This window comes from Bradyrhizobium shewense (genome assembly GCF_900094605.1).
In the GTDB taxonomy this organism is placed as follows: Bacteria; Pseudomonadota; Alphaproteobacteria; order Rhizobiales; family Xanthobacteraceae; genus Bradyrhizobium; species Bradyrhizobium shewense.
This window is the reverse complement of sequence record NZ_FMAI01000013.1, coordinates 171,753-197,158: the sequence shown is the minus strand read 5'-3', so window position 1 is coordinate 197,158 and position 25,406 is coordinate 171,753. Positions and strand designations below refer to the sequence as shown.

26 protein-coding genes and 1 tRNA gene are annotated in these 25,406 nt (G+C 63.6%); 16 read left to right on the top strand and 11 right to left on the bottom strand.

Going from position 1 to position 25,406, the window contains the following annotated elements:
• Positions 1 to 168: 168 nt before the first annotated feature.
• The 4 genes from hpf to GA0061098_RS24470 all read left to right on the top strand — a co-directional run bounded on the left by hpf (position 169) and on the right by GA0061098_RS24470 (position 4,334).
• Positions 169 to 795 (top strand): ribosome hibernation-promoting factor, HPF/YfiA family, encoded by a 627-nt coding sequence (gene hpf, locus GA0061098_RS24485; RefSeq protein WP_091962367.1) that lies wholly within the window; start codon positions 169 to 171, stop codon positions 793 to 795.
• 232 nt (positions 796 to 1,027) lie between these two features.
• Positions 1,028 to 1,489 carry a PTS IIA-like nitrogen regulatory protein PtsN gene (gene ptsN / locus GA0061098_RS24480; RefSeq protein ID WP_008141251.1) on the top strand — a complete coding sequence of 154 codons (462 nt, stop codon included), beginning with the start codon at positions 1,028 to 1,030 and terminating at the stop codon, positions 1,487 to 1,489.
• 690 nt (positions 1,490 to 2,179) lie between these two features.
• On the top strand, positions 2,180 to 3,298 hold the full coding sequence (locus GA0061098_RS24475) for an O-antigen ligase family protein (RefSeq protein ID WP_430649276.1): 1,119 nt from the start codon (positions 2,180 to 2,182) through the stop codon (positions 3,296 to 3,298).
• 13 nt (positions 3,299 to 3,311) lie between these two features.
• The gene (locus tag GA0061098_RS24470) at positions 3,312 to 4,334 is read left to right on the top strand and encodes a glycoside hydrolase family 5 protein (protein ID WP_091962361.1); all 1,023 of its coding nucleotides are present in this window, start codon (positions 3,312 to 3,314) and stop codon (positions 4,332 to 4,334) included.
• A 143-nt stretch (positions 4,335 to 4,477) separates the two neighbouring features.
• Here GA0061098_RS24470 and GA0061098_RS24465 read toward each other — a convergent pair whose 3' ends face one another.
• From GA0061098_RS24465 to GA0061098_RS24425, 8 genes are all read right to left on the bottom strand, one after another.
• Positions 4,478 to 4,750 carry a BQ00720 family protein gene (locus tag GA0061098_RS24465; RefSeq protein ID WP_007598581.1) on the bottom strand — a complete coding sequence of 91 codons (273 nt, stop codon included), beginning with the start codon at positions 4,748 to 4,750 and terminating at the stop codon, positions 4,478 to 4,480.
• A 50-nt stretch (positions 4,751 to 4,800) separates the two neighbouring features.
• Positions 4,801 to 5,226 (bottom strand): Hsp20 family protein, encoded by a 426-nt coding sequence (locus GA0061098_RS24460; protein ID WP_027531607.1) that lies wholly within the window; start codon positions 5,224 to 5,226, stop codon positions 4,801 to 4,803.
• Positions 5,227 to 5,544: 318 nt separating this feature from the next.
• Entirely contained in the window at positions 5,545 to 6,633 is a 1,089-nt protein-coding gene (locus tag GA0061098_RS24450) for a sn-glycerol-3-phosphate import ATP-binding protein UgpC (RefSeq protein ID WP_091962355.1), read from the bottom strand.
• 108 nt (positions 6,634 to 6,741) lie between these two features.
• The gene (ugpE, locus tag GA0061098_RS24445) at positions 6,742 to 7,590 is read right to left on the bottom strand and encodes a sn-glycerol-3-phosphate ABC transporter permease UgpE (RefSeq protein ID WP_091962352.1); all 849 of its coding nucleotides are present in this window, start codon (positions 7,588 to 7,590) and stop codon (positions 6,742 to 6,744) included.
• The gene (gene ugpA, locus GA0061098_RS24440; RefSeq protein ID WP_091962349.1) at positions 7,590 to 8,471 is read right to left on the bottom strand and encodes a sn-glycerol-3-phosphate ABC transporter permease UgpA; all 882 of its coding nucleotides are present in this window, start codon (positions 8,469 to 8,471) and stop codon (positions 7,590 to 7,592) included. Before ugpA ends, ugpE begins: the two co-directional genes overlap by 1 nt.
• A gap of 51 nt (positions 8,472 to 8,522) precedes the next feature.
• Positions 8,523 to 9,839 (bottom strand): sn-glycerol-3-phosphate ABC transporter substrate-binding protein UgpB, encoded by a 1,317-nt coding sequence (ugpB, locus tag GA0061098_RS24435; protein WP_091962346.1) that lies wholly within the window; start codon positions 9,837 to 9,839, stop codon positions 8,523 to 8,525.
• A gap of 338 nt (positions 9,840 to 10,177) precedes the next feature.
• Positions 10,178 to 11,398, bottom strand: coding sequence for a CaiB/BaiF CoA transferase family protein (locus GA0061098_RS24430; protein WP_091962343.1), 1,221 nt, complete (start codon positions 11,396 to 11,398; stop codon positions 10,178 to 10,180).
• 188 nt (positions 11,399 to 11,586) lie between these two features.
• Complete coding sequence (locus tag GA0061098_RS24425) at positions 11,587 to 12,012, bottom strand: organic hydroperoxide resistance protein (protein ID WP_018323436.1); 426 nt, start codon at positions 12,010 to 12,012, stop codon at positions 11,587 to 11,589.
• 155 nt (positions 12,013 to 12,167) lie between these two features.
• On the opposite strand from GA0061098_RS24425, the gene GA0061098_RS24420 reads away from it, so the two are divergent.
• Positions 12,168 to 12,626, top strand: a complete 459-nt coding sequence (locus GA0061098_RS24420) for a MarR family winged helix-turn-helix transcriptional regulator (protein WP_165637576.1) — start codon at positions 12,168 to 12,170, stop codon at positions 12,624 to 12,626.
• A 2-nt stretch (positions 12,627 to 12,628) separates the two neighbouring features.
• Here the strand turns inward: GA0061098_RS24420 and GA0061098_RS24415 are convergent, their stop codons facing one another.
• The 3 genes from GA0061098_RS24415 to GA0061098_RS24405 all read right to left on the bottom strand — a co-directional run bounded on the left by GA0061098_RS24415 (position 12,629) and on the right by GA0061098_RS24405 (position 13,653).
• On the bottom strand, positions 12,629 to 12,877 hold the full coding sequence (locus tag GA0061098_RS24415; RefSeq protein WP_091962337.1) for a GIY-YIG nuclease family protein: 249 nt from the start codon (positions 12,875 to 12,877) through the stop codon (positions 12,629 to 12,631).
• Between the two features lie 201 nt (positions 12,878 to 13,078).
• Positions 13,079 to 13,154 (bottom strand) — tRNA-Ala (locus tag GA0061098_RS24410).
• A gap of 91 nt (positions 13,155 to 13,245) precedes the next feature.
• Positions 13,246 to 13,653 carry a TIGR02300 family protein gene (locus tag GA0061098_RS24405; RefSeq protein WP_091962334.1) on the bottom strand — a complete coding sequence of 136 codons (408 nt, stop codon included), beginning with the start codon at positions 13,651 to 13,653 and terminating at the stop codon, positions 13,246 to 13,248.
• Positions 13,654 to 13,813: 160 nt separating this feature from the next.
• Here GA0061098_RS24405 and aroA point away from each other — a divergent pair, with 160 nt between their 5' ends.
• From aroA to GA0061098_RS24350, 11 genes are all read left to right on the top strand, one after another.
• A complete protein-coding gene (gene aroA / locus GA0061098_RS24400) occupies positions 13,814 to 15,151 on the top strand; it encodes a 3-phosphoshikimate 1-carboxyvinyltransferase (RefSeq protein WP_091962331.1) in 1,338 nt (445 codons plus the stop codon).
• The gene (gene cmk, locus GA0061098_RS24395) at positions 15,148 to 15,786 is read left to right on the top strand and encodes a (d)CMP kinase (protein ID WP_091962328.1); all 639 of its coding nucleotides are present in this window, start codon (positions 15,148 to 15,150) and stop codon (positions 15,784 to 15,786) included. Before aroA ends, cmk begins: the two co-directional genes overlap by 4 nt.
• A gap of 267 nt (positions 15,787 to 16,053) precedes the next feature.
• Positions 16,054 to 17,760 carry a 30S ribosomal protein S1 gene (gene rpsA, locus GA0061098_RS24390; protein ID WP_028139473.1) on the top strand — a complete coding sequence of 569 codons (1,707 nt, stop codon included), beginning with the start codon at positions 16,054 to 16,056 and terminating at the stop codon, positions 17,758 to 17,760.
• 407 nt (positions 17,761 to 18,167) lie between these two features.
• Entirely contained in the window at positions 18,168 to 19,148 is a 981-nt protein-coding gene (gene sppA, locus GA0061098_RS24385; protein ID WP_091962325.1) for a signal peptide peptidase SppA, read from the top strand.
• A 171-nt stretch (positions 19,149 to 19,319) separates the two neighbouring features.
• Positions 19,320 to 19,625: an integration host factor subunit beta gene (locus GA0061098_RS24380; protein WP_007598410.1), complete on the top strand. Its 306-nt coding sequence runs from the start codon at positions 19,320 to 19,322 to the stop codon at positions 19,623 to 19,625.
• A gap of 74 nt (positions 19,626 to 19,699) precedes the next feature.
• A complete protein-coding gene (locus tag GA0061098_RS24375; RefSeq protein ID WP_091962322.1) occupies positions 19,700 to 20,092 on the top strand; it encodes a DUF1049 domain-containing protein in 393 nt (130 codons plus the stop codon).
• A 65-nt stretch (positions 20,093 to 20,157) separates the two neighbouring features.
• Positions 20,158 to 20,829 (top strand): phosphoribosylanthranilate isomerase, encoded by a 672-nt coding sequence (locus tag GA0061098_RS24370; RefSeq protein WP_091962318.1) that lies wholly within the window; start codon positions 20,158 to 20,160, stop codon positions 20,827 to 20,829.
• Complete coding sequence (gene trpB / locus GA0061098_RS24365; RefSeq protein WP_091962315.1) at positions 20,826 to 22,043, top strand: tryptophan synthase subunit beta; 1,218 nt, start codon at positions 20,826 to 20,828, stop codon at positions 22,041 to 22,043. Before GA0061098_RS24370 ends, trpB begins: the two co-directional genes overlap by 4 nt.
• The gene (gene trpA / locus GA0061098_RS24360; RefSeq protein WP_091962312.1) at positions 22,040 to 22,876 is read left to right on the top strand and encodes a tryptophan synthase subunit alpha; all 837 of its coding nucleotides are present in this window, start codon (positions 22,040 to 22,042) and stop codon (positions 22,874 to 22,876) included. Before trpB ends, trpA begins: the two co-directional genes overlap by 4 nt.
• Before the next feature lie 173 nt (positions 22,877 to 23,049).
• Positions 23,050 to 23,991: an acetyl-CoA carboxylase, carboxyltransferase subunit beta gene (gene accD, locus GA0061098_RS24355; RefSeq protein WP_091962310.1), complete on the top strand. Its 942-nt coding sequence runs from the start codon at positions 23,050 to 23,052 to the stop codon at positions 23,989 to 23,991.
• The gene (locus tag GA0061098_RS24350) at positions 23,988 to 25,331 is read left to right on the top strand and encodes a bifunctional folylpolyglutamate synthase/dihydrofolate synthase (protein WP_091962306.1); all 1,344 of its coding nucleotides are present in this window, start codon (positions 23,988 to 23,990) and stop codon (positions 25,329 to 25,331) included. Before accD ends, GA0061098_RS24350 begins: the two co-directional genes overlap by 4 nt.
• The last annotated feature ends 75 nt before the right edge of the window (positions 25,332 to 25,406 follow it).

The following is a 25,406-nucleotide window of genomic DNA, read 5'->3' as shown; positions in this document are numbered from 1 at the left end:
CCCCGTCGAGGCGGATCCAAGCACGCGCATGATCCCGAAAAGTGTCCAGCGGTTTTGCTTTCCGACAGACGCCAAAGGCGTTTGCGGGGAGATCATGCGCAGGCAATATTCCAGAGGTGCGATGACGTGTCATCGCACCGCGAGCACGTGAACCAAGCGAGGCATCACATGACTCTCAGAATCTCGGGAAAGAGCATCAGCGTCGGCGAGGCCCTGCGCGGCCGCGTTTCCGACCGCACCGACGAGGTGCTGCGCAAATATTTCGACGGCAATTATTCCGGCCACATCACGCTCAGCAAGGACGGCTTCGGCTTCCGCACCGATTGCGCCCTGCACCTCGATTCCGGAATCACGCTGGAGGCCGATTCGAACGCGCCGGATGCCTATGCCAGCGCCGACCAGGCGCTGCTGATGATCGAGAAGCGGCTGCGCCGCTACAAGAACCGGCTCAAGGACCGCTCCGCCCGCAAGGCCCATGTCGCCTCCGAAGCGATGGCTGCGCTCGATGCCACCAGCTACGTGCTCGAGGCGCCGGAGGGCGAGGACGAGGTCACCGGCTACAGCCCCGTCATCATCGCCGAGGCCACCACCTCGCTGAAGCCGCTGTCGGTCAGTGAGGCCGTCATGGAACTCGACCTGAGCGGGGCTCCCTGCCTGGTCTTTCAGCATGGCTCCAGCGGCCGGGTGAACATCATTTACCGCCGGGCTGACGGCAATGTGGGCTGGATCGACCCGCCGGGAGCCAAAACGGATGTTAGGGCGGATGGCAAGGGGAACAGCAGGGCCGGGGGCTAGGGCAAAAGCCCGGCCCCGTACCATCCGCAGGCCTTAACAATGACCGGGGCAAAGCCGCACGCGGGAGTTGGCACCGGGATTGCGTTGGAGTAGAAGCGCCCCACATCAGGACTTAACGGGATTTGGGCTAAGTCCTCCTCCTGCTTGACCTTCTTGACGCCGGCCCAGCGTGGTTTCTCTCCAAGCTGGCCAATTCGGAACCTGACGGTTTAATTCACCTCGGAAACCCTCCATGCCGATTACCGATCTGGTCGCACCCGAGGCGATTCTCCCGGCATTGAAGGTCAACAGCAAGAAGCAGGCCTTGCAGGAGCTCGCGGCCAAGGCCGCCGAGCTGACCGGGCAGAACGAGCGCTCCGTGTTCGAGGTGCTGCTGCAGCGGGAGAAGCTCGGCACCACCGCGGTCGGCTATGGCGTCGCCATTCCGCACGGCAAGCTGCCCAAGCTCGAAAAGATCTTCGGCCTGTTCGCGCGTCTCGACCGCCCGATCGATTTCGAGGCGATGGACGGCCAGCCGGTCGATCTCGTCTTCCTGCTGCTCGCCCCCGAAGGCGCCGGCGCCGATCATCTCAAGGCCCTCGCCCGCATCGCCCGCCTGTTGCGCGACCAGGACATCGCCAAGAAGCTGCGCGCCTCGCGCGATGCCCAGGCGATCTACTCTGTGCTGGCACTGCCGCCGGCCACCGCGGCGTAACGTCGCCGTCAAAGGCCGGATCGACTCTGGCCTCCTGGATCGCCCGGCATTGTCGGCGTCGCGCCCTGCCTCAGGGTTCTCCAGGTAGACGCTCCGAAAATTTTCCCGCTTGAGACGCACGGCATATTGGGCGGCGCCAAAATCCGCTAACAGTCGTTCAAAGCTGTGGACTGAGCGGACGTGATTTGGAATGGAAATGCGTCGTTGCGCATTGGCGCGGCGGGGGGAGAACGGCCCGGGGAACCGGGCCTCGGCCGGCGGATGCCCGGCGTATCGTCCAAAAGCTACCCGCCTCGCAAGACGCCCAGGCGATCCCTTCGGTGCCGGCGTTGGAGCCGGCGACGAGCCGCCAATCATCGATATTGTTGGGTTCAGGCTGCGCTTTTGCGCGAATTGACGTCCGGGCCAATTGAGGCCCGCTCGCGGCCCAAGTCCCGGGAATGTCGATCGCGCGAAGGCGGTCGCGACGCGCGGTAAGGGAACGTCAGCCGTGCTTCAGGAAGGTCAGCTCAGGGCCAGCCTACAAATCGCTCCGGATTCCGAGACATACGAAAGCGCGCGATCTGGAAACCGCGCAGCGTCGGCGTGGAGAAGCTTGCCAGAAACGTGATCCGCGGTTCGATCACCGTTAACGTGGTCGCGTCGATGGGGGTCTTCCACCCCGCGCTGCTTCCCGCAGAGTGGAGCTATCTGCAACAGGCCGTTGCGCTCGTGATGTGGATCATCTTGATCTACGCCAGTGCTTTCGTACGCCCACGCGTACGCGTGCAGCTCAATCCCGATCTCATCGCGCTGGTGGCATTCTATTCCCTCGCTGTCATTTCCGTTCTCTGGACCAGTCTCGCCCTTGCGGCGATCATGAAGAGCGCGGCACTTGTGGTGACGACCTTCGGTGCGTACTGCCTCATTACGCGTATCGACATGGACGAGATCGTCGGATCGACGGCCCTCGGGTTCTTCATTCTGGTCGCCGCTTCGGCCTTGTGTGCCGTCTTCGTGCCCGAGATCGGCGTCGACCAGAGCTGGATGCACAACGGCCAGTGGCAAGGAATCTACGAATCGAAGCAGACGCTCGGCTTCATCAGCGCATATCTGATGTTCTTTGCCTGCTATCAGAAGATGACCGGGCAGGGATGGATCGTTTTTCTCGTGACGTTTCTCCTGGCATTGACGTGCGTTATCGCCTCGGAATCCCGTGGTGCCGGTGCCGTCGCTGTTGCCGCGTGTGGACTGCTCCTGACCTCGATGTGGTCGATCCGCTGCATGAAAGTCTATGCGGTGCTGCCATCCATCATGTGCATCCTGGCCGCCCTGCTGTTCCTGTATTTCTATCTGACGGGGTACGATTCCGTTCATCTCGGCGGTGAATCGACCATCGACTTGACCGAGCGGACCTTCATTTGGCAGTACGCCATCAGCCATTTCAACGACGCGCCCCTGCTGGGCTTTGGCATCAACGGATTCTGGACGCGCCCTTCGATTTACGACTATTTCAACCAGAACCATGGCTGGGTGCTCGACAATTATCATAGCGGTTACATCGCGGTGGCGATTGAAACGGGGTTTCTGGGATATTTTCTATTCGTCGCGAGCGTCTATCTGTTTTCGGAAAAGGTCCTGTATTTGATCGCCACCCGGTCGATCAATCGTTCCCATTGCGCTCTCATCATCGGATTTGTCGTCCTGAGCTTTCAATCGAATTTCACGGAGACGATGTTCCTCCGCTCGACGATGTTCACGTCGGTGCTTCTCGTCGCGTTCTTCTTCGCGGTGTGCAGGCCGGTGCCGCAGCAACCCCTGCTGCCATGATGGAGAAGGCAGCATGAATGCCATCTGCGCCCGCCGGTCGGTGACCTTCCGTCTCATCTTGACGATAGCCATGCTCGCGATCTGCTCTCAGGCCGACGCAGCCAAGCAGGGCACTGCGCGCGCCCCAGGAGAGTTGGGGCGCGGCATCAACATCCTCGGCTATGACGGCATCTGGGAGGGAGGCCGGAACGCGCCATTTCGTCTGGACAACCTCACGGCCATCCGAAAGGCCGGGTTCTCGCATGTTCGGATCAATTTCTTCGGCTTCAAGTTCATGGGCGAAGGGAATCTCCTGGATGAAATCGTCTTGAGACGGCTTGATGCCGTGATCGAAGAAGTGCTCGCCCGGAAGCTCATCCCCATTCTCGACGAGCACGATACGGATACTTGCCAGCGCGACGTGTCCGGATGCGCCGAGAAGCTGAAGGCATTCTGGACGCAAATCGCCGAGCGCTATGCCGGAAGATATCCGAAGCTTGTCTTCGAGGTCCTCAATGAGCCCGGCGGACAGATGAAATCGACGAGCTGGAACGCCCTTCTGAACGAGTGTCTCCGCATCATCCGCACCAGCAACCCCGGACGGACGGTCATTGCTGCCGTTCTCAACGTCGATGACATGCCGGTCGAGGAACTGGCCCTGCCATCAGATGACAGAAACCTCATCGTCACGTTTCACTATTACGCGCCGATACGCTTCACGCATCAGGGTGCGGCGTGGTCCCCAACGTTTTCGCGGCTCGGGCCACTCGATTGGGGCAGTCCGGAGGACGAACAGAAGGCTCTCGCCGACTTCGAAAAGATTCGTAGCTGGTCCGAAAAGGAAAAGCGCCCGATCTATCTCGGCGAGTTCGGCGTGTACGAGCGCGCTCCGACGGACGCCCGGACGCGATATCTGTCGTTCGTGGCGCGAAGTGCGGATCGGCTTGGCTGGGCATGGGCCTATTGGCAGTTCGACCATGATTTCGCGGCCTTCGACAGCGCGCGTCAAACCTGGAAGCCGGACATCCTGCGGGCGCTGATCCCGGCGGTGCGTTGAAGCGCACGTTCGGGATTCGAGAGTTGAGCCCACTGCGGCCTCACGCACCGTCATTGCGAGGAGCGTCGTCGCGTCAAAATGAAAGCGGGCATGCCTTCGCAAGAAGGCATGCCCGCTGGAAACTCTATTCGTGCGACGTCCGCTCAGTGCACGCTGACGGCTTGCAGCTCGTTGCTCCAGGCGTTGGCGATCGCGGCTTCGCGGCTGTCGGTCAACATGATCGGCGTGCCGTCGGCGGCGTGGAGCGCGAAGAGCTTTAAGCCCGGCGCGATTTTCGGCGCTTCGGGAAACAGGCCCGGCACGTCCTCGGAGCGGATCTGCTTCACATAGGCGATATGGCCTTCGCCAAGGGTTGCCAGCGTCTCGGGCGAGACGTTCTTGGCTTCGTATTCGAACGCAACGTGACCTTCACTCATGGTCTCGACTCCTCTGGAACACTAAGCGGTCGAGTCCGCTACTCGTTCCATTATTCGTGCTCATTGATAGCGATTGTCTTAACGATCCTCTCCGGTTCAGGCCGGGCCAGATCGACCGACAACAACCCGTTCTTCAGATCCGCACCCAGCACCAGCATCCCCTCCGCCAGCACGAAGGTGCGCTGGAAGTGGCGCGCGGCGATGCCGCGATGGATGTATTGCCGGGTCTTGTCGTCCTGCTGCCGCCCGCGGATCACGAGCTGGTTTTCCTCAATGGTTACATCGAGTTGGTCGCGCGTAAATCCGGCGACCGCCAGCGTGATACGCAGCCGCTCGGGCTGGCCGTCCGCGCCGCCACACCTCTCGATATTGTAGGGAGGGTAGCCGTCGGCGCCTTTGACGACGCGATCGAGCACGCGCTCAATCTCGTCGAAGCCCAGAAGGAACGGACTGGATAACGTGGGAACACGAGACATAGTTTACAAAGTCCTCGCAGAAAGCGACTTTGGTGCATCAGGGCCCTGAGAGGCGCCCCTTGATCAGCAATATGGGCATGTTCCCGTGTTGGTTCAAGCAGGTAGCCGGGAAGCTGTGGATTGGCCATGTCCTGCCGTCATGGCCGGGCTCGTCCCGGCCATCCACGATCTTACTTGCGGCGCAGAGAACGTGGATGCCCGGGACAAGCCCGGGCATGACGAACTCGGCTGGCGATTTATCCCAACGAAAACAAGCCCCCTTCTACTGTGCATGGGGTTGTTTTCGCGATTTTGAATCGGCCCGGCCCTTGAAACTGATCAGGCCTCTAGCCGCGTCCGCCCGTCGCCGCTGAACAAATGCAGCTTCGCCCGCAGCGCCGCGACGCGGATTTTCGCGCCGATGGCGGGAGCCTCGGTTCCGGGAATGCGGACGATGATCTCGCCGGGCGGCAGCTCGCCCGGCGTGGCGGCGACACGCTGCTCTTCCTGCTCGCGCGAGCCGTAGACGAAGGTTTCGGCGCCGACGCGCTCGATCGCCTCCACGGTCAGCGGCAAAGCAACGCCGCCGGCCGGGGTCTGGTCGGTGATGACGAAATCTTCCGGGCGGATGCCGAGGATACCGGCGTCCGCCGCCGCGCCGCCAGTGAGCTGCGATCTGATTTCCTCGGGCCGGGTCGACATCAAGTTCATCGGCGGCGCGCCGATGAAGGAGGCGACGAAGGTGGTCGCCGGCTTCTCGTAGATCGCCAGGGGATTGCCGACCTGCTCGACCTGGCCGCCGTTCATCACGACGAGAATGTCGGCGAGCGTCATGGCTTCGAGCTGGTCGTGGGTGACGTAGATCGACGTCGTGTTGAGCCGGCGCTGCAATTTGCGGATCTCGACGCGCATCGCGATACGGAGTTTCGCATCGAGGTTCGACAGCGGCTCGTCGAACAGAAACACCTTTGGCTGGCGCACGATGGCGCGGCCCATGGCGACGCGCTGACGCTGGCCGCCGGAGAGCTGGCGCGGCTTGCGCTCCAGCATCGGCGTGAGCTCGAGCACGCGTGCGGCTTCGTCGACGCGGGACTTGATCTCGGTCTCCTTCATGCCGCGGTTGCGCAGGCCGTAGGCCATGTTGTTGAAGACGCTCATATGCGGATAGAGCGCGTAGTTCTGGAACACCATCGCGATGTCGCGATCGGCAGGCTCGACCTGGTTGACCACGCGTCCGCCGATATCGATCTCGCCGCCGGTGACGGTCTCGAGCCCCGCGACCATGCGCAGCAAGGTGGACTTGCCGCAGCCGGAGGGGCCGACCAGCACGCAGAACTGTCCGTCGCCGACATCGACGTTGACGCCCTTGATGGCCTCGAAGCCGCCGAGATAGGTCTTGCGGACGTTGCGCAGGGTGACGTTAGCCATGGGGTGCACCGGCGAATAGCGAGTAGGAAATGGCGAATGGGGATTGGTTAGCACGCAAGGCGTATGCAGCGACCCCATTCACTACTCGCCATTCACAATTCGTCATTCTCACTTTTCCGTCTCGACCAGGCCGCGCACGAACAGTTTCTGCATGGCGACGACGACGAACACCGGCGGCAGCATGGCCAGCACGGCGGTCGCCATCACGATCGGCCATTCGGTCAGCGCGTCGGTGGTGGTGATCATCTTGCGGATGCCGACCTGGATGGTCTGCATGTCGTCGCGGGTGGTGATGAGCAGCGGCCAGAGATATTGATTCCAGCCGAGGATGAACAGGATCACGAACAGCGCCGCCATGTTGGTGCGCGACAGCGGCAGCAGCGTATCCCAGAAAAAGCGCAGGGGGCCGGCGCCGTCGATGCGCGAGGCCTCGAGCAATTCGTCCGGCACCGTCATGAAAAACTGGCGGAACAGCAGCGTCGCGGTGGCCGAGGCAATCAGCGGCAGCGCCAGGCCCGCATAGCTGTCGAGCATGTGCAGGTCGGCGACGATCTTGTAGGTCGGGTAGATGCGGACCTCGACCGGCAGCATCAGGGTGATGAAGATGATCCAGAAGATCGGCATCCGGAACGGAAAGCGGAAATACACGATCGCATAGGCCGAGATGATCGAGATCGCGATCTTGCCGATCGCGATCAGCAGCGCCATCACCAGCGAGTTCAGCATCATGTTGCCGACGGGCTCGCGGGTCGAGCCGCTCGTGCCGACGAAGATGGTTTGATAATAGGTCTCGAAGAAATGACCGCCCGGCAGCAGCGACATCTGCCCGTTCGCGATCAGCGCATTGTCCTGGGTCGAGGCGATGAACGCGATGTAGACCGGGAAGGCGACGATCGCGATTCCGATCCAGAGAATGATGTGCGCGACGTAGCGCCGAAAGCCCTCTTCCTCGACCATCAGTAGGTCACCTTGCGTTCGACGAAGCGGAACTGGATTCCCGTCAGCACGATGACCATGACCATCAGGATCACCGATTGCGCCGCCGAGCTGCCGAGATTGCCGCCGAGCAGGCCGTCGGAATAGACCTTGTAGACCAGCGTCTCGGTCGACTTGCCGGGACCGCCGCGGGTCATGGTGTCGATGATGCCGAACGTGTCGAAGAAGGCGTAGACGATGTTGACGACCAGCAGGAAGAAGATGGTCGGCGACAGCAACGGGAAGGTCACGGTCCAGAACCGGCGCATCGGACGGGCACCGTCGATCGCGGCGGCTTCGAGCACGCTTCTGGGGATGCTCTGCAAGCCGGCGAGGAAGAACAGGAAATTGTAGGAGATCTGCTTCCAGGCGGCGGCGAGGATGATCAGCGTTGCAGCCTGGTCACCGTCGAGCAGCGGATTCCAGTCGATCCCGATCGCGCGCAGGTAGCGCGCGATAATGCCCAGCGAGGGATGCAGCATGAAGATCCAGAGCACGCCGACGACCGGCGGCGCCACCGCATAGGGCCAGATCAAGAGCGTGCGGTAGAGCATCGAGCCGCGCAGTGGCTTGTCCGCCATGACGGCGAGCAGCAGCGCAAAGGACAACGACGAGACCGCGATGGCGAACGAGAAGAAGAAGGTGCGGAGGATCGCCTCGAAATAGGCGGGCTCTCTGAACAGGTCGAGATAGTTCTCGAACCAGACGAAGCTCGTCGACAGACCGAAGGCGTCCTGGAGCAGGAAGGACTGGATCACCGCCTGCAGGGCCGGCCAGTAGAAGAATAGCAGGACGATCGCGAGTTGCGGCGCAACCAGCGCGTAAGGCAATAGCCTGGATTGGAAAATGGCTTGCTTTTGCATGGTGTCCGCCGAAAGCGGCAGGCCAGGGGGACCGGCCTGCCGCTCATCGCCTCACTTGACGGCGGTCTTTTCGAACTGCCGCAGCATCGTGTTGCCGCGCTCGACGGCGGCATCCAGCGCCTGCTTGGCGGTCTTCTTGCCGGCCAGCGCCTGCTCGATCTCTTCCGACCAGACGTCACGGAGCTGAACCATGTTGCCGAGGCGCAGACCGCGCGAGTTCTCGGTCGGCTCCTTGTTGGTCAGCTCGAGCAGCGGGGTCTCGAGATAGGGCTGATCCTTGTAGAAGCCCTCGGCCTTGGCCTTCTCATAGGCCGCCTTGGTGATCGGCAGATAGCCCGAGGCCTTGTGGATGTAGACCTGCCGATCGGTGTCGGAGAGGAAGGTCAGGAATTTTGCGACGCCCTTGTATTCGTCGGCCGGCTTGCCGCCCATGACCCAGAGCGAAGCGCCGCCGATGATCGAGTTCTGCGGCGCGCCCTTTGCCTCCGGATAATACGGCATCGGCACCGCGGTGAAGTTGAACTTGGCCTGGGCCTTGACGTTGCCGAAGAAGGCCGACGAGGTCAGGTAGATCGGGCATTCGCCCGAGGTGAAGCGGCCTTCGCCGGTGTTGGTGCGGCCGGCATAGTCGTAGACCTTGGTCTTCTGGAGCTCGACCAGGTTTTCGAGGTGCTTGACCTGGAGCGGCCCGTTGAACTCGAGCTTGGTGTCGAAGCCGTCGAGGCCGTTGGCCTTGCTGGCGAGCGGCACGTTGTGCCAGGCGGAGAGCTGCTCGAGATTGACCCAGGTGACCCAGGAGCCGGAGAAGCCGCAGGTGTCATGACCGGCAGCCTTCAGCTTCTTGGCGGCCTCGAACGTCTCGGGCCAGGTTTTCGGGATCGCGACATTGGCCTTCTTCAGCTCGTCGAGATTGACCCACATGACGGTGGACGACGAGTTGAAGGGGAACGACAGCATCTCGCCCTTCGAGGTCGAGTAGTAGCCGGTGATGGCGGGCAGGTAGATCTTGGGATCGAACTTCTCGCCGGCGTCGGCCATCAGCTTGTAGACGGGCTTCACGGCGCCGGTCGCAGCCATCATGGTGGCGGTGCCGACCTCGAACACCTGCATGATGTGCGGTGCGTTGCCGGCACGAAACGCCGCGATGCCCGCGTTCATGGTGTCAGCGTAATTGCCCTTGTAGGTCGGAACGACCTTGAAGTCGCTCTGCGACGCGTTGAAGTCGTTGGCGAGCTTGACGATGACGTCGTTGTTGGCGCCGGTCATCGCGTGCCACCACTGGATTTCCGTCACGGCCAGCGCCGGCGACGCGGTCATGCCAACCGTGAGTGCAAATGCGGCAGCCGCCCCAAAGTGTCGAAGAGCCATCAAGTAAACCTCCCTTGGCCGTCAAAAGAAGCGCTTGCGCTAGCAGCGCCATATGACGTTCACATGACTGTGTAAGCGGCCGAAACGAAAGCGGCAAGCGCTGGAAAAGGGAAGCCGGCAAATAGGCGAAGACGGAGCGGGCAGCCTCCTCCGTTCGCGGTGCACCCCCGTGGGCCGCGCCGCAGTGCGGCATTGAACGGATAAGGCACTACGGTGTCGCGGGCTCCAAACCTCTCCCGCTTGCGGGAGAGGTCGCGCCAAAGGCGCGGGTGAGGGTTCTATCCTCTAGGAGATTGTCCCATTGCGTAGGCCCGCAAACGGGAGAGGGAGCGCACCACCTAGCGCTTGCGCTCGGGGCCGCAGACGGTGCCCTTCTCGACCATCGCGTCGATCTCGGCCTTGGAGTAGCCGAACTCGCCCAGCACCTCCTGGGAGTGCTGGCTGAATTTCGGCGGCAGCCGGCGCAGGCTCGGCTTGCTGCGGTCGAGCCGGATCGGCGAGGCCACGCCCTTGTACCAGTCCTTCTCGATAATATCGCCGCGCGCGATCGTGTGCGCGTTGGTCAGCGCCTGGTCGATCTTCTGCACGGGCCCTGCGGGCAGGCCCGCGGCGAGCAGGCGATTGCACAGCGGCTCGGCCTCGTGCTGGCTGAACACGGCAGCGAGCTCGGCGCGCAGCGCCTCGCGGTTGGCGATGCGGTCCTTGTTGCGGGCAAAGCGCGGATCGGTGCCGAGCTCGGGCTTGCCGATCTCCTTGGCGAGCTTGCGGAAGGTGCCGTCATTGCCGACGCCGATAAAGATGTTGTCGGTCTTGGTCGGGAAGATCGCGTAAGGCACGAGGTTGGGATGCTCGTTGCCGGTGAGGCTCGGCGGCTTGCCATGCATGAAATAATTCGCGGTGTGCGGATGCATGATGGCAAGGCCGGTCTCGTACAGCGTCGTCTCCAGGAACTGCCCCTTGCCTGAACGCTGCCGCTCCGACAGCGCCATCAGGATGCCGATCGCCGCATAAAGTCCGGTGGTGATGTCGACCAAGGGCACGCCGATCCGCATCGGTCCGCTCTCGGGCGAGCCGGTCGCGGCGATCATGCCGGTCATGGCCTGGATGATGGCGTCATAGCCGGGATTGCCGCCGCGCGGGCCGTCGGCACCGAAGCCGCAGATCCGGCAATGCACGAGGCGCGGGAATTTCTTGCTGAGCACATCGTTGCCGATGCCCCATTTCTCCAGCGTGCCCGGCTTGAAATTCTCGATCAGGACGTCGGCGGTCTCCAGCATTTTGAGCAGCACGATGCGGCCACCCTCGGAGGCGAGGTCGAGGCCGATCGAGCGCTTGTTGCGGTTGATGCCGACGAAATAGGCCGCGTCCTCCTCGTGGAAGGGAGGGCCCCATTCACGCACCTCGTCGCCCGCGGGCGGCTCGACCTTGATCACGTCGGCGCCGTGGTCGGCGAGGATCTGGGTGCAGTAGGGACCGCCGAGCACGCGCGTGAGATCGATGACGCGCAATCCGCTCATTGCGCCCAATGCGGCTTCAGAACTGGCGGCTTCAGAGCTCATGCCTTCGCTTCCCCTGTGTCGATATTTGGTCACAGGCCTAGCGAGGTTCGCACAAGCCAGCAATGGCCTGTTGCGTAGGGGCGTATGCACTGCCGGCCGCATGCCGCGGCGTGGCAAATCAGGATTGGCAGATCAGCGGAAGCGGCCGGCCCGAGGGTGATCCCGGGCCAGCCAATCCGCACTTTCGATCAGACGACCGTCAGGCGAACGTCGACATTGCCGCGCGTGGCATTGGAGTAGGGGCACACCTGGTGCGCCTTCTCGACCAGCGCCTCGGCTTCCGCGCGGGCGAGGCCCGGCAGCGAGACGGCGAGATCGATGTCGAGACCGAAGCCGCCCTCGGAGCGCGGGCCGATGCCGACGGTCGAGGTGACGGAGGCATCAGCCGGAACCTTCGGCCCGCCCTGGGACGAGACGAACTTCATTGCGCCGATGAAGCAGGCGGCATAGCCGGCCGCGAACAGCTGCTCGGGATTGTTGCCGGCGCCGCCGCCGCCGCCGAGCTCCTTCGGCGTGGTGAGCTTGACGTCGAGCGCGCCGTCGAGGGTTGCAGCATGGCCATCACGACCGCCGGTGGCCTTGGCGCTGGTCTTGTAGAGGACGTTCACGGACATTGTCGTCTCCTCGGGTCTTTCGGTTGGGGTGCGCTCTGTATCACAAACAATTTGATTGTGCGCAATTGAAATTATCATGGCTCACATTTAATTGTTCGCAATTGAATGTGCCGCCCTCCGGCCCCAGAATGGGAGGAAATCCCGTGAGATTCTCCATGCCCCGGAAGCTATCGACCCTCGATCCGCAACGCCTCGACAACCAGATCTGCTTCGCGGTCTATTCGGCCGCGCACGCCTTCAACCGCGTCTACAAGCCGCTGCTGGACCGGCTCGGCCTGACTTATCCGCAATATCTGGTGATGCTGGTGCTGTGGGAGCGCGACGACGTGCCGGTCAAGGACATCGGCGAGCGGCTGTTCCTAGATTCGGGCACGCTGACGCCGCTGCTCAAGCGGCTCGAGGCCGCCCATCTCGTCAGGCGCACCCGCTCGAGCGAGGACGAGCGTCAGGTCCTGATCGCGCTGACGGCGCAGGGCCATGCACTGAAGGAAAAAGCCCGCAGCGTGCCACAGTCGATCCTGGCGGCGTCGGACTGCTCGGTGTCGGAACTGGTCACGATAAAGGACGAGATCGTCGCGCTGCGGGATCGGCTGAACGCGGTGATCGGGGAGTAGGGCTAGAGGCGCTTCTTGGCGAAGGCGCGGCCGGACGATGATTTCAGATATTTCTCGAATGCGGCGGCCTGCTTCTCGTTGCTGAACGCAACGTAAGTTTTGAGTCGCCAGGGCCCGTATTTCGAGGTGTGAGGCACCTCGCCAGCATTGTGCTTTGTCAGGCGGGCGCGCAGGTCGTCGGTGATCCCGACGTAGAAATGGAGCGAATCGAGGCTCTCGAGGATGTAAACGTACTTGTAAACGTACTTCACGGCACGCTCTCCAGTTGTCGAGGAGAGCTTACACCCGCTTATGTTCTGCTGAAGCCCGGCTTCGCCACTTAGGGCCTGCGGAACGAAGTTGGCGAATTGGAAGTTTGCGGATGAAGCCCGGCTTCGCCCTTCGGGCTACGCCGCGGCAGCCTTCGCTACGAAAGGGCTTGCCGAGCCGAAGCTGGCGAAGCCAGCGAAGGCTGGTGGAGCCAGGCGGGATCGAACCGCCGACCTCTTGCATGCCATGCAAGCGCTCTCCCAGCTGAGCTATGGCCCCTTAGTCCTTGCGGGGATCCTAGTGGATCACCCGCACCGGCGAGCCCTGGTGACTCGCGCGGTGCACCCTTTTTCACAGATCAGGGCTGATCTCAAGTCTCTTCATCACCTCCGACATCACCAATGATGTCGGTCACGTCCTCATCGCCCTCTTCTTCGTCGGCAATGAAGGTCGAATCATCGTCATCGTCGTCATCGAGGGTCTCATCGACCTCGATATCGTCCTCGGATTCGGGCACGGCGGCCTTGACCTTGCCGGTGTTCTCCTCGGCGTCGGCCTCCTCGAGCGAGACCTCCTCGACCTCTGCCGGCTCCGGCGTGGTGTCGGCCGTCGCTGCGTGCCGGGCTTCGGCGCCGCGGGGCATGCGCGCGGGCGCGACCGGGGCGATCGGCACGACTTCGCCAGTATAGGGCGAGATCACCGGATTCTTGTTGAGGTCATAGAACTTCTTGCCCGTGGTTGGGCAAATACGTTTGGTTCCGAGTTCGGACTTGGCCACGGCAGGAATCCTGGGAATGTCTGAAAAGCGGTGTTTCACTTGGCTAGTTGGCGGCCCGCTGTCAATAGCGCATTGCGGGAGAACGACATGCCCGTGACGGGGCACTGACCATGTGGTACCTGCGCCCAGCCCCCTTGAGGGCGCATCCAAGGACACAATCGTGACCCATTCCGACCAAACGAGGCCGCTCCAGGCTCGCGCCAGCGGGCCCCTGACCGGGAAAATACGGGTGCCCGGGGACAAGTCGATCTCCCACCGTGCCCTCATCCTGGGCGCGCTCGCGGTCGGCGAGACCAGGATTTCGGGCCTGCTGGAGGGCGAGGACGTCCTCAACACCGCCAAATCGATGCAGGCGCTGGGCGCCACCGTCGAGCGGACCGGCGATTTTGCCTGGAAAGTGCAGGGCGTGGGCGTCGCGGGCTTCGCCCAGCCCAAGGCCCCACTGGATTTCGGGAACTCCGGCACCGGCTGCCGGCTGGTGATGGGCGCCGTCGCCGGCTGCCCGATCTCGGCGGTTTTCGACGGCGACGCCTCGTTGCGCAGCCGCCCCATGCGCCGGATCCTCGATCCCCTGGAAAAGATGGGCGCCAAGGTCATCTCCGGCAGTGAGGGCGGCCGTCTGCCCCTGACCCTTCAGGGCGCGCGCGATCCGCTGCCGATCACCTACAAGACCCCGGTCGCCTCGGCCCAGATCAAATCGGCGGTGCTGCTGGCGGGCCTCGCCGCACCCGGCACTACGACCGTCATCGAGACCGAGGCCAGCCGCGACCACACCGAATTGATGCTGAAGCATTTTGGCGCCGACATCACCTCGGCACAGGAGGGACTGCACGGCCGCCGTATCACGCTCAAAGGCCAGCCCGAGCTGCACGGCGCCAATGTCGTGGTGCCGGCCGATCCCTCCTCGGCGGCTTTCCCGGTGGTCGCGGCGCTGATCGTCGAGGGCTCCGATGTCGTCCTGTCCGATGTGATGACCAATCCGCTGCGCACCGGCCTGTTCACCACGCTGCGCGAAATGGGCGCATCGATCGAGGAGAGCGAAGTCCGCGGTGACGCCGGCGAGCCGATGGCGAAACTGCGCGTGCGGGCCTCGAAGCTGCGTGGCGTCGTGGTGCCGCCGGAGCGCGCGCCCTCGATGATCGATGAATATCTCGTGCTCGCGGTGGCAGCCGCCTTCGCCGAGGGTACGACGATCATGCGCGGCCTGCAGGAGCTGCGCGTCAAGGAGTCCGACCGCCTGGAGGCCACCGCTGCCATGCTCCGCGTCAACGGCGTGAAGGTCGAGGTCTCCGGCGACGATCTGATCGTCGAAGGCCGCGGTCACGTCCCCGGTGGCGGCACTGTCGCGACCCACATGGACCATCGCATCGCGATGTCCGCATTGGTGATGGGCTGCGCATCCGATCAGCCCGTGACCGTCGACGACACCGCCTTCATCGCCACCAGCTTTCCGGATTTCATTCCGATGATGCGTTCGCTAGGGGCCGAGTTTTCATGATCATCGCCATCGACGGGCCCGCGGCCTCGGGCAAAGGCACACTCGGCAAGCGTCTCGCGCATCATTACGGCTATCGTCATCTCGATACCGGCGTGATCTACCGTGCGGTGGCCTATGCCCTGATGCAGTCTGGCCACGATCTCCGGGACGAGGAGGCTGCGGTCGCTGCGGCGCTGGAACTCGATCCCGAGAAGTTCGGCAATCCCGCCCTGAAGACCCAGAAGGCCGGCGAGGGCGCCTCCATCGTCTCGGCGATCCCCAGGGTTCGCGAGGCCCTGGTCAATTTTCAGCGGCAATTCGCCGCCGATCCGCCCGGAGCGGTGCTGGACGGCCGGGACATTGGAACCGTGATCTGCCCGCATGCGGACGTGAAGATTTTCGTCGTCGCAGACCCAAAAGTCCGAGCGCGCCGCCGGACCATGGAAGCCAAGGCGAGGGGCGAGGATGCCGACGAGGCCGCCGTGCTCGCCGACATCATCCAGCGCGACGAACGTGACAAGAACCGGCCGATTGCACCCCTGAAACCGGCCGCCGATGCTTACTTGCTAGATAACTCCCAACTGGATATAGAAGGCGGCGTCCGGGCCGCCATCGACATTATCGAGGCCGTCCGAGCGGGCCGGTCGCGGGGTTAAGCCGCCGCCGTCATTGGAGGAAGCGCCCGCTCCCGCTCTTTGAGGTCGATACCTCGGTCCCCTGTTTGGGGCCGACGCGATCCAGGCTCCGGACACAAGATTTCCACGTATCGAACGCGCGGGCCTCAGCCGGCCCGCATCCGCTGTTCCGCCTTTCAGGCCGGAGCAGCGAGCGGTCGCTCGAAGGTCTTGCGGACCTTCCGACACTGCGCGTGCGATGCGCCCATGAACCCAACGGCCGGCACGACATCCGCAACTGGAGAACAAATGGCTTCGACTTCTGCTGATACCTATAGCCCGTCGCGCGACGATTTCGCCGCGATGCTCGACGAGTCCTTCGCAGGTGGCAACCTGCAGGAGAGCTCCGTCGTCAAGGGCAAGGTTGTTGCAATTGAAAAGGACATGGCCGTCATCGACGTCGGCCTGAAGACCGAGGGCCGCGTCGCCCTGCGCGAATTTTCCGGCCCCGGCCGTGACAGTGAACTGAAGGTCGGCGACGAGGTCGAAGTGTTCCTCGACCGCATCGAGAACGCGCTCGGCGAAGCCGTGCTGTCGCGCGACAAGGCGCGCCGCGAAGAGAGCTGGGGCAAGCTCGAGAAGGCGTTCCAGAACAACGAGAAGGTCAACGGCGTCATCTTCAACCAGGTCAAGGGCGGCTTCACCGTCGACCTCGACGGTGCCGTGGCCTTCCTGCCGCGCTCGCAGGTCGACATCCGTCCGATCCGCGACGTTGCGCCGCTGATGAACAACTCGCAGCCGTTCCAGATCCTCAAGATGGACCGCCGCCGCGGCAACATCGTCGTGTCCCGCCGCACGGTTCTCGAAGAGACCCGCGCCGAGCAGCGTCAGGAGCTGGTGCAGAACCTCGAAGAGGGTCAGGTCATCGACGGCGTGGTCAAGAACATCACCGATTACGGTGCGTTCGTTGATCTCGGCGGTATCGACGGCCTGCTGCACGTCACCGACATCGCGTGGCGCCGCGTCAACCACCCGACCGAGGTGCTCTCGATCGGCCAGACCGTGAAGGTCAAGATCATCAAGATCAACCACGAGACGCACCGCATCTCGCTGGGCATGAAGCAGCTGCTGGACGATCCGTGGCAGGGCATCGAAGCCAAGTACCCGCTGGGTGCCCGCTTCACCGGCCGCGTCACCAACATCACCGACTACGGTGCGTTCGTCGAGCTCGAGCCGGGCATCGAAGGCCTGATCCACGTCTCCGAGATGTCGTGGACCAAGAAGAACATGCACCCCGGCAAGATCGTTTCGACCTCGCAGGAAGTCGAAGTGCAGGTGCTGGAAGTCGATTCCGTCAAGCGCCGCATCTCGCTCGGCCTCAAGCAGACCATGCGCAACCCCTGGGAGGTCTTCGTCGAAGGTCACCCGACCGGTTCGACAGTCGAGGGCGAGGTCAAGAACAAGACCGAGTTCGGTCTGTTCCTGGGTCTCGAGGGCGACGTCGACGGCATGGTCCATCTCTCCGACCTCGACTGGAAGCTTCCGGGCGAGCAGGTGATCGACAACTACAAGAAGGGCGACATGGTGAAGGCCGTGGTGCTCGATGTGGACGTCGAGAAGGAGCGCATCTCGCTCGGCATCAAGCAGCTCGAAGGCGATCCCTTCGCCGAGCCGGGCGATGTCAAGAAGGGCGCGGTCGTGACCTGCGAAGTGCTCGAAGTGAAGGAAAGCGGCATCGAGGTGAAGATCACCGGTACCGACTTCTCCACCTTCATCAAGCGCTCCGAGCTCGCCCGTGACCGCAACGACCAGCGCGCCGAACGCTTTGCCGTCGGTGAGAAGGTCGATGCCCGCGTGATCCAGTTCGACAAGAAGGCCCGCAAGGTCCAGGTGTCGATCAAGGCGCTCGAAGTCGCCGAAGAGAAGGAAGCCATCGCGCAGTACGGCTCCTCCGATTCGGGAGCAACGCTCGGCGACATCCTCGGCACCGCGCTCAAGAACCGCGACAGCAAGTAAGCGAAACGAAGGTTTCGCTGACATCAAAGCCCCGGCGTGAGCCGGGGCTTTTTTTGTTTGCTGTCTCCACAAGCTCCGCTGTCGCTCCGGAAAACTCCGCTGTCGTCCAGGACAAGCGCAGCTCGTGACAACGCGCAGCGTTGTCGGAGCGCCGATCAGGGACCCATACCCACAGGGAGTGGTTTGACGAAGACCCGGAGTTGCGAGCTTTGCGCGACAATTTCTCCCTGTGGTTATGGGTCCCTGCGTTCGCAGGGACGACAGCGAGGGTGTGGCGAGGTACCGGGCTCCCACCGCGCTCACAGCCTTGTTTTCTTCTAATTGCGCCGCAATTGATGTATCCAGATAAGCCGTTGGTCTCGCTGTGAGGGCACAACGCGTCCGGCCTTTCATTTGGAGATATCTAGATGTCGCTCGATTCGGACATCATCGTCGATCGCCGCAGGATCCGCCGCAAGCTGACGTTCTGGCGCGTGGTGGCTGCGCTGATCGCGATTGCGGCGATTGCGGGCTTTGCGCTGGTCGTGACACCGGGGACGCGGGGCACGTTCGCATCCGCCGGCTCGATCGCGCGGGTCCAGATCGAGGGCCTGATCCGCAGCGATTCCGATCGCACGCAGGCGCTGGAGCGGCTGGAGAATTCGCAGGCCGCCGCCGTCATCATTCACATCAACTCGCCGGGTGGCACTACGGCCGGGTCCGAGCAGCTTTACGATTCGCTTGTCCGGCTGAAGGCGAAGAAGCCGCTCGTCGTCGTGGTCGAGGGCCTGGCTGCCTCCGGGGGTTACATCACGGCGATTGCGAGCGACCACATCATCGCGCAGCAGAGTTCGCTGGTCGGGTCGATCGGCGTGCTGTTCCAATATCCCAACGTCAGCGAGCTCCTGAAGACCATCGGCGTCAAGGTCGAGGAGGTGAAGTCGTCGCCGCTGAAGGCCGCGCCCAACGGTTTTGAGCCGACCAGCCCGGAAGCACGGGCCGCCCTCGATGCGCTGGTGAAGGATTCCTATGCCTGGTTCAGGGGATTGGTGAAGGAGCGGCGTGGCATGGATGACACGCAGCTCGAGAAAGTGGCTGATGGCCGCGTCTTCACCGGGCGCCAGGCGATCGATCTCAAGCTGATCGATCAGATCGGCGACGAGAAGACGGCGGTGACCTGGCTGGTCGAGCAGAAGGGCGTCAAGAAGGGGCTCTCCGTGCGCGACTACAAGCTCCAGCCGCGCTTCGGCGATCTGCCATTCCTTAAGACGGCCGCCGCCGTTACGCTGGAAGCGCTCGGTTTGGGCTCGATTGCGCATCAAATCGGGCAAACCGGCGTCGCGCAGGCGGTCGATCGGTTCGGAATGGATGGAATGCTGGCCCTGTGGCAACCGGCCGCCTCAAATTGAGGGGTTTGGGCGAGCGGCTGAGGGTTTTCCCGTTTGACGGGCGTCGGGGCAGCCCGCTTTTTCGGCATTTGTCACGCAATTTCACGACGCTCAACCTTGATTTAGCGTCTTGACAGATCAAGGTATTTTCACGGAAATGGTCATCCGCACGCTTCCGGGTCCTATCTCTCGATGATCAAATCCGAACTTGTTCAGCGTATCGCCGAGCACAACCCGCATCTGTACCAGCGGGATGTCGAGAACATTGTGAATGCGATTCTCGAAGAGATCGTAGCGGCTCTCGCGCGCGGTGACCGCGTCGAGTTGCGCGGCTTCGGTGCCTTCTCGGTCAAGCACCGCCCTGCACGCGCCGGGCGCAATCCACGCACCGGCGCCCATGTGCCCGTCGATCAGAAGAGCGTTCCGTTCTTCAAGACCGGCAAGGAAATGCGCGAGCGGCTGAACCGCGACCATCCGGATCCCGGCGCGCCCGACTAAGGCTGTCGTCGTCGGGGTTTAACCGAACGGCCGCATGATGCGGCCGCAAGCTTGATTCAAGACGAGCGATCGCGATGCGAAAGTTCCTGACCGCGCTGATCGTGATCCCGCTGGGCCTGATCCTGGTGGCCTTCGCCGTTGCCAACCGGCACTTCGTCACGGTCTCGTTCGATCCGTTCATTGCGAACGACCCGTCATTGTCGGTCACGCTGCCGCTGTTCCTGCTCCTGATCCTGGTCGCCGCCCTCGGCGTGTTCGCCGGCGGCTCCGCCGTCTGGCTCGGTCAGCGGCACTGGCGCCGCGCGGCGCGCCGGCACGAGGCGGATTCACGGGCTGCCAGGACCGAACTGGCCGATTTGCGGGCCCAGGCGGCCGCGGCAAAGCCCGGCTCGCAGCGCCTTCCCGTTCCCTCCGGGGTTGGGCTTTACGGGCCCATCGGGCGAGACAAGCAGCGCGCGACGTTGTAGAAGCGGCCCCGACCGAAAACTCTGTTTTCCGGCTGCACGTTGCGGCCTCCATTTGCTTTGAGACCATGTCCCTGCTCGTCAAAATCTGCGGCCTGTCCACGCGCGAGACGCTTCAAACGGCGCTCGAGGCGGGTGCGGATATGGTGGGGTTCGTGTTCTTCCCGCCTTCGCCGCGGCACCTGTCCCTGGAGCTCGGCCGCGACCTCGGCCGCCAGGTGGAGGGGCGCGCGCTCAAGGTGGCGCTCACGGTCGATGCCGACGATGCGACGCTCGACAACATCATGGACGCGCTGTCGCCGGACATTTTCCAGCTACACGGCAAGGAGAGCGTGGCGCAGCTGCGCGACATCAAGCAGCGGTTCGGCCGCCCGGTGATGAAGGCGGTCCCGGTCGCGACCGCGGCCGATCTCGCCGTGTTGCCCGGCTATGCCGCGGTCGCCGACCGCATCCTGTTCGATGCCCGCGCGCCGAAGGATGCGACCCGGCCCGGCGGCCTGGGGGAGCCCTTCGACTGGCACCTGCTCGAAAACCTCGATCTGAGGCTGCCCTACATGGTCTCGGGCGGGCTTCATGCCGATAACCTCGCGGAAGCTCTCCGCGTCACCCGCGCCGGCGGCGTCGACGTGTCCTCCGGTGTCGAGAGCGCCCCCGGCGTGAAAGATCCGAAGATGATCAAGGCCTTCATTCGCGCTGCGCGCGCCAGTCAAGACTCCAGCCAAGAGTTGAGTGTTCGATGAACGTCGCCAAACCCAATTCCTATCGCAGCGGTCCCGACGATCGCGGCCATTTCGGCATCTTCGGCGGCCGCTTTGTCGCCGAAACCCTGATGCCGCTGATCCTCGATCTGGAGAAGGCCTACACCGAGGCCAAGGCCGATCCGGCCTTCCAGGCCGAGATGAACGGCTATCTCACGCATTATGTCGGCCGGCCCTCGCCGCTCTATTTCGCCGAGCGCCTGACCGAGCATCTCGGCGGCGCCAAGATTTATCTGAAGCGCGAAGAGCTCAACCACACCGGCTCGCACAAGGTGAACAACGTGCTCGGCCAGATCATGCTGGCGCGGCGCATGGGCAAGAAGCGGATCATCGCCGAGACCGGTGCCGGCCAGCACGGTGTCGCCACCGCGACGCTGTGCGCGCGCTTCGGGCTCGAATGCGTGGTCTATATGGGCGCCGTCGATGTCGAGCGGCAGCAGCCCAACGTGATCCGCATGGAGATGCTGGGTGCGACGGTGGTCCCGGTGCAGTCGGGCACCCGCACGCTGAAGGACGCCATGAACGAGGCCCTGCGCGACTGGGTCACCAACGTGCACAACACGTTCTATTGCATCGGGACGGTCGCCGGCCCGCATCCCTATCCGACGCTGGTGCGCGACTTCCAGTCGATCATCGGCAACGAGACCAAGGCGCAGATGCAGGAGGTCGAGGGCCGCCTGCCGGATTCGCTGGTCGCCTGCATCGGCGGCGGCTCGAACGCAATGGGCCTGTTTCACCCGTTCCTCGACGATCCCTCCGTCGAGATCTTCGGCGTCGAAGCCGCGGGACATGGATTGACGCAACTGCATGCGGCGTCGATCGCGGGCGGCCGTCCCGGCGTGCTGCACGGCAACCGCACCTATCTCTTGATGGATGCCGACGGCCAGATCCAGGACGCGCATTCGATCTCGGCCGGCCTCGACTATCCCGGCATCGGCCCCGAGCATTCCTGGCTGCACGAGATCGGCCGCGTGAACTATCTCTCCGCGACCGATGACGAAGCGCTCGCAGCGTTCCAGCTGCTGTCGCGCCTCGAAGGGATCATCCCCGCGCTCGAGCCCGCGCACGCCATCGCCAAGGTGATGGAGCTCGCGCCGAAGCGGCCAAAAGATCACCTGATGGTCGTCAACCTCTCCGGCCGCGGCGACAAGGACGTCCCGCAGGTCGGCGACATCCTGAGGGGCAAGAGCAAGTGACCACGCGTATCGACACCCGTTTCGCCGCATTGAAGAAAGAGGGCCGCGCGGCCTTCGTCACCTATGTGATGGCCGGCGATCCCGATCTCACGACGTCACTCAATATCGTCAAGGCGCTGCCCAAGGCAGGCGCCGACGTCATCGAGCTCGGCATTCCCTTCACCGATCCGATGGCGGACGGTCCCTCGATTCAGGCTGCAGGTCTGCGCGCGCTCAAGGCCGGCATGACCTTGAAGAAGACGCTCGACCTCGTGCGCGACTTCCGCAAGGACGACAACATCACGCCGCTGGTGCTGATGGGCTATTACAATCCGATCTACATTTACGGCGTCGACAAGTTTTTGGCTGACGCCAAGACGGCCGGCGTTGACGGTCTCATCATCGTCGATTTGCCGCCGGAGGAAGACGACGAGCTCTGCATTCCCGCGCTGAAGGCGGGCCTGAACTTCATTCGCCTGGCGACCCCGACCACGGACGACAAGCGCCTGCCGGCGGTGCTCGCGAACACATCAGGCTTTGTCTATTACGTTTCGATCGCCGGCATCACCGGTGCAGCGGCGGCGGACGCGAATGTGGTCGGTGACGCTGTCGCGCGCATCAAGCGGCATACCAAGCTGCCGATATGCGTTGGTTTTGGCATCCGCACGCCGGAAGCGGCGCGCGCCATTGCCGAGAAGGCCGATGGTTCGGTTGTCGGCACCGCGCTGGTCGATGCGCTCAAGAACAGCCTCGACGCCGAGGGACGGGCGACCGGCAAAACCGTTAACGCCGTGGCTGAGCTGACGGCGGCCCTGGCCCAGGGCGTCAAGGGCGCGCAACAGGCGGCGGAATAGGCCATAATTCCGCTTTAGCTCTTTAGTTTGAGCATGATCTTGTCGGAAAACCGCTTCACACTTTTCCGGATCATGCTCTAAGGCGGACGACACGGCGGCTTGCCAGGCAACGGCCCGGTCGCCATATATCCCTTCAGGCGATCCGCGAGGCGGGTCGCACATCGGAGCAAACCATGAACTGGCTTACCAACGTGGTCCGGCCGAAGATCCGCAACATGCTGCGGCGGGAGACGCCGGAGAATCTGTGGATCAAGTGCCCGGATTCCGGGCAGCTCGTGTTCTACAAGGACGTCGAGGCCAACCAGTTCGTCATCCCCGGTTCGAACTACCACATGCGCATGGGCGCGGTGGCCCGGTTGAAGTCGATCTTCGACAACGAGACCTGGTACGACGTTGCGCTGCCTGACGTCACGCCCGACCCGCTCAAGTTCCGCGACGAGAAGAAGTACGTCGACCGCATCAAGGATGCGCGCGCCCGAACCAATCTGAACGACGCGATCAAGGTCGGCTACGGCAAGCTCGAAGGCTCCGCCGTTGTCGTCGCCGTGCAGGATTTCGATTTCATGGGCGGCTCGCTCGGCATGGCCGCGGGCGAAGCCATCGTCCGCGGGCTCGAGCTTGCAGTCGAGAAGAAGTCACCATTCATTGTGTTCGCCGCATCCGGTGGCGCACGGATGCAGGAAGGCATTTTGTCGCTGATGCAGATGCCGCGCACGACGGTCGCGGTGCAGATGCTGCGCGAAGCCAAGCAACCCTACATCGTCGTCTTGACCAACCCCACCACCGGCGGCGTCACCGCGTCCTATGCGATGCTCGGCGACGTGCAGATCGCCGAGCCCGGCGCGCTGATCGGCTTTGCCGGCGCCCGCGTGATCGAGCAGACCATCCGCGAGAAGCTGCCTGAAGGGTTCCAGCGCGCCGAGTATCTGAAAGAGCACGGCATGGTCGACATGGTCGTGCATCGCCACGAGCTGCGTCCGACTCTGGCGCGGCTCTGCCGTCTGCTGACCAAGGCGCCGGCGCTGGAGACCGCGTCGAAGCCGATGCAGCCGGTGCTCAGCCCGGCGCAGATCGTATCGGCCGCCGAGACGGCGCCGGCTGCGCCCCACGCGTGAACGCGTCCCCTGACAGCGCGAAGACGCCGCTCGGTGAATTGATCGGGCGGCTGTCGGTCCTGCATCAGAAGCGCATCGATCTCGGGCTGGAGCGGATGCACCGCCTGCTCGAACGGCTCGGCCACCCCGAACGCAAGCTGCCGCCGGTGATCCACATTGCCGGCACCAACGGCAAGGGCTCCACGCTCGCCTACCTGCGCGCGACGCTGGAGGCCGCGGGCTTGCGCGTCCACGCCTACACCTCGCCCTATCTCGTCAGGATCAACGAGTGCTTCCGGCTCGGCCGCGTTGGCGGTGGCGTGCTGGTCGGTGACGACGAATTGCGCGCGGCTCTTGAAGAGGTCGAGCGCGTCAATTCCGGTGAGGCCGCGACATTGTTCGAGCTGAAGACGGCGGCCGCCTTCCATCTGTTCGCACAGAACCCGGCCGACGTGGTGCTGCTCGAAGTCGGCCTCGGCGGTCGGCTCGATTCGACCAACGTGATCGATGCGCCGGCGGCCTGCGTGATCACGCCCGTCAGCATGGACCACATGGATTTCCTCGGGGACACCCTGACATCGATCGCCGGCGAGAAGGCGGCGATCATCAAGCGCGGCGTGCCCGTGATCTCCGCGGAGCAGGCGGGCGAAGCCATGGCGGTGATCGAGGCGCAGGCCAAGCGCATGCGCGCGCCGCTGTTTGCGGCGAACGAGAGCTGGCACGTCAATGTCGAGCACGGTCGCCTCGTCTACTCCGACGATCGCGGCCTGATGGATCTCACGGCGCCGCGGCTGTTCGGCCGCCACCAGTTCGACAATGCCGGTCTCGCGATCGCGACGCTGCGCGCGATTCCGAACTTCAGGATCAATCAGGCGGCGTTCGAGGCCGGCATCGTCGGTGCGGAATGGCCGGCGCGGATGCAGCGCATCACCTCGGGCGAGCTGCTCGCTCTCGGTCCGCAGGGCTCGGAGATCTGGCTCGATGGCGGGCACAATGCCGAAGGCGGCCGCGTGGCGGCAGCCGCGCTCGGCGATCTCGAAGAGCGGGTGTCGCGGCCGCTGGTCGTCATCGCCGGCATGATGGCCAACAAGGACGCGCAGGGCTTTCTCGCCAATTTCGCCGGCCTCACCCGTCACATCATCGCGGTGCCGATTCCCGACACCGAGAACGCGATGCCGGTCGATCGCCTCGCAGACGCCGCGCGCAGTCTCGGCATGCGCGTCGAGACCGTCTCCGGTGTGGAAGCCGCGCTGCGTGGCCTGTCGAAGCTCGCCTACGAGGTGCCGCCGCGCATTCTGATCACCGGCTCGCTGTATCTGGCCGGCCACGTGCTGGCGATCAACGGCACGCCTCCTGCATGATTTCTCTTGTCCCGGACGCGCGGAGCGCGAGCCGGGACCCAGAGTGCCGCAACATGGGCCCCGGCTCAGCAGCGC